A 4,134-nucleotide genomic window follows, 5' to 3' on the forward strand; every position below is an offset into this window, starting at 1 on the left:
CTGGACCAGGGCCCCGAGCGGGCCGAGCGCGCCTGGCGGGAGATGGCGCTGGGCGCGCGCCTGAACCACCCCAACCTCGTGCGCCAGTTGGGCGCGGGGCAGTGGCCCCTGGAGAACCCGCGCTACCTGTGGGTGAAGATGGAACTGGTGAAGGGCCCCACGCTGGACGCGTGGGGACTGGCGCCCGGGCGCACGCTGGGCGAGGTGATGGACCGGGCGCTGGAGGTGGGGCGTGGCCTGGCGGTGTCGCACGAGGCGGGCGTCATCCACCGTGACGTCAAGGAGGCCAACATCCTGGTGTGCCAGAAGACGGGCGAGGCGGTGCTGGTGGACTTCGGGGTGGGCTGGCACCCGGCCTGCCCCACGCTGACACAGGGGATGTTTCCTCCGGGCACGCCGGCCTACCGCGCCCCCGAGGCGTGGGCGTATGGCCGGGCGCACGCGGGCGAGCCAGGGGCGCACTACCGGGCCGGCGTGGGGGATGATTTGTACGCGGTGGGCGTCGTCCTCTACCGGCTGCTGACGGGCCGCTTTCCCTTCCGCCCCGCCGAGCACGGGGGCGAGGACGTGGAGGCGGTGCTGCACCGCGAGCCCTTGCCGCCGCACCTCGTCAACCCGCGGGTGCCCCTGGAGGTGGAGGCGGTGTGCCTGCGGTTGCTGGCCAAGACACCGGAGGCTCGCTACCCGGACGCCGTGACGCTGTGCCGGGCGCTGAAGGAATTGAGGGCCCGGACGGACGTGGACTGGCGGCAGGTGCTGCACCCGGAGCGGCGGCGCGCGGTGAAGCCCTGGGCGCGCTGGGCCCGGGCGCTGGCGGGGGTCGGCGTGGGGTTGGCGGTGGCGGTGGGGGCGTGGTGGCTCGGCTCCAGCCGGGAAGTGGCGCCGGGTGGGCCAGCACCGGAACCTGTGCGGGCCGTGGCCGCGCCTCCGCCCGAGGCGCCTCCTCCCCCGGCCGCCGCCCCGCCGCTGGCGCCTCGAAAGGACAGTGCTCCCGTGAAACAGCAGCCCTCCAGCCCCCCACCTGAAATGGCCCCCAAGCGCCAGGGAGCCGCCGTGCGCACCGCGTGTCTCGGACTCACCGGCGCCGCGCTCCAGGCCTGTATGGGCACCCCGCAGCAGATGCCGTCCGAGCGCCCCGCTCCGCCTCCCCAGGCGTGCCCCGCCGGGGCCGTGGAGACCATGACGAACACGCTCGGCCTGAGCCTCGGGGAAAGGACGAGCGTGGACTGGAGCAGCGTGCGCGGCAGGTCCGTGCACGTCCAGGAGGACGCGACCCTCCGGGTGGGGGGAGACTGGGAGGTGGGAGCGAACTGGGGGGGCAAGGGCGGGGCGGTGGCGCTGCCGAACAACACCCGCCTCTTCGGGAGGCTCTATGTCCACAAGGGGCGGGTGTACGGCCGCTTCACCGAGGCCCGCACGCCTCAAGGGGTGGTGTACCCGGTGTGCCTGGAGTTGATGGATACGGGTGGCAACGTCGGCCTGGAGCTCCAGCCCGGCAGCGGGCCGGGGAAGATGATGGTGGACCCCGTCGTGCGGGTGCGGGTGGTGGACCGCTTCCCGTAGGGGCGTCCCGGAATCGGGACGGACACGACCGGACAGGAGGTGTGGTAGAGCCCCACTCCTCCGGTCTCGTCCCCGTGAGGTGCCTTCCTCATGTCCGTGCTCTCCGCCGCTGCCCTGTTGCGACTCGTGTTGCTCGCCGTTCCCATGGACGCCGCGCCGCCTGCCTGTGAAGCAGGCACACGCCACCTGGAGTTGACGGAGGACACCCCCGGCGAGGCGCTGGCGGTGTGTATCCATCCGGGGCTGCCCACCCATTTCCTCTTCGACGCGGAATTGGGGCGCGTGGAACTGCCCGGACGGGAACGGTTCCAGGTGATGGCGGGTGAGACAGGGTTCGCGCTCGTGCCCACGGGGGCCCTCACCCCAGGAGAGCGTGTACAGCTGGGCTTCACCTTCCAGGACGGCGCGGACCCGAAGGGCGTGCGCTTCCTGCTGGTGGTGCATCCGTCCGAGGCCGCGCGGTTGGTGAAGGTGACACGCCAGCCGCGCTCGCTCGAGTCCAACCGGCAAGGCGAGCAGCAGGCGCGAGCGGAAGCGCGGCAATGCCAGGAGGACAAGGCGCGCCTGGCGGAGGAGTGCGGCGGACAGCGCGGAGTCCTGGGCCTGCTCGCCCAGGGGCTGCTGGGCGAGAGCGGCATCGCCAGCAAGGACATCACCCGGAGCGTCATCTCTCGTCCGGGCAACACCCTCGAATCCATGGATGCCCGCAGCTACCGCTCGGACACCACACGCGTGGCGGGCGGGCACGAGGTGGTGCGGCTGCTGGTGACGCAGCAGTTACAGAACAATGGGAGCACGCCCTGGACGCCCGGGGGCGCGGTGCTGGTGGGGCCGAAGGGAGAGGAGTGGAAGGTGCTGGGGGTGTGGACGGAGGAATCCATTGCTCCAGGGAAGAAGCGCAGCGTCGGGGTGGAGGTGGAGGTGCCGCGGGAGGCGGCGCGCGGCACCTTCACCCTGAAGTGGTGGGGCCGGGAGGCGGGCCGCGCGAGCGAGCACTTCGACGGCGTGACCTTCCCGTAGCTCCACCAAGGGTCCGCTTCAGACGCCCCTCCGTTGAGCATCCACGAGGAGGGTCGCGACTTCCGATGAGGTGACGCCGAAGCGCCCGGCCACGTCCTCCAGTTGTCGCGCTGGTGCGAACGTGGTCACGATTGGCACGAGCCCCTCTCTTTCGGCGTGCGGCGTTCCGACAGCGCAGGATGGCTCTTCACCCGTCCAGTACACGATGACCGCCCCTGCTCTCGTTCTGGGAGCGCTGGCCGCCGATCCTCGACTCCTTCGAGAAGGGTGACGCGGAGCTCCCGGCGCTGTGGGTGAGGCCGGAGCCGATGGAGGATCCGAGCCAGAGGGAAATGCATGAGGTGATGGGAAGCGGAGTGGAGGGTTGAGGGGCATGAAAGTGTTCGTCTAGCCTGGGAGCCATTCAGCGCGTTCGCAGCCCACCAACGGACATGGGCCACCAGCCTCGGGGGATTGGAGGAGGCGAGGATTTCCGCGCTGGGAGGAACGCGATGATGGTGCGGAAGAACGCGGTGGAGCGGCGGCTGGACCTGCTCCACGACCAGTGGATGGAGTTCGCCCAGCTCCCCGAGGCGCGCCTGCTGCGCTGGGTGGTGGAGCCGGACGAGGTGCGGATGGTGGAGGCGTTCCTGGAGAAGGAGGGGGATGAGCGGATGGGGGAGTGCCCGGACCTCTTCCTGCGCCTGGACGAGCCCTTCGATGAGCCGGTGCGCTACGGATACGCGCTGCGTGAGGCGCTGGTGCGAATGGAGGAGGAGAGCCGCGCCGGGCTGGAGGAGGAGGGTCTGCCGGGCTGGAGGTGCCCGCCGGTGAAGGAGGGGGGAATGGACGTGGAGGCCTTCCTGGCGGCGTGCGACTCGCTGCGGAGCCACTACGAGAGCCTGTGCGAGCACCTGGTGGTGGTGCTGCTGCCGGCGCAGGGGACGGATGCGAGCGCCTGGCTGAAGTGGTTGGGCAGCGCGGTGGAGAAGGCGCGGTCCGCCCACGTGCGCCTGGTGGTGCTGGACGACGCGAGGACGCGGGTGTTGGAGCCGTTGGCGGAGGCACGGCCCGACAAGGTGGTGACGATACCGGCGAAGCTGGAGATGGGCCGGGCGCTGGAGGAGCTGTCACAGGAGGCCGGCAACCTGGACAGCCCGGGAGGGCAGTTCCGGGAGCTCTTCGTGCGCCTGGGCAACGCGGCGGCGAAGCGGGACGTGGAGAGGGCGCGGACGTTGGGAGCACAGGCGGTGGCCGTGGCGGCCGGGCAGGGGCTGTACGAGCTGGTGGTGGCGGCGCACTTCGCGGTGGGGGGAGCGCTGCTGGGAGCGGGCCGGCCCCGGGAGGCGCTCGAGCAGTACCAGCAGGCGGAGGCGGCGGCCGGGGAGTCCGCGGCGAAAGGACAGCCCCAGGGCGCACAACTCCGGCTGAGCTCGCGTATGGCACAGGGCGCCGCGCGGGTGACGGCCCAGGAGTACGCCCAGGCGGCGGCGCTGTACGAGGAGACGGCGCCCCTGGCGCGCGAGCTGAAGGACGCGCGCATGGAGCTGGAGTGCTGGCGGATGGCGAGCT

At 71.6% G+C, this 4,134-nt stretch carries 3 protein-coding genes; all 3 read left to right on the plus strand.

What is annotated here, in order from left to right; all coding sequences use genetic code 11:
* Window positions 1-1,563: serine/threonine protein kinase (locus AC16DP_RS12760; protein WP_483956712.1), on the plus strand; the 1,563-nt coding region annotated here is incomplete at its 5' end.
* 90 nt (window positions 1,564-1,653) lie between these two features.
* Complete coding sequence (locus AC16DP_RS12765) at window positions 1,654-2,583, plus strand: DUF2381 family protein (RefSeq protein ID WP_329729973.1); 930 nt, start codon at window positions 1,654-1,656, stop codon at window positions 2,581-2,583.
* A 491-nt stretch (window positions 2,584-3,074) separates the two neighbouring features.
* Window positions 3,075-4,134 (plus strand): hypothetical protein (locus tag AC16DP_RS12770; RefSeq protein WP_483956713.1); only part of this gene is annotated, 1,060 nt, incomplete at its 3' end.

This window comes from Archangium sp. (assembly GCF_057119385.1).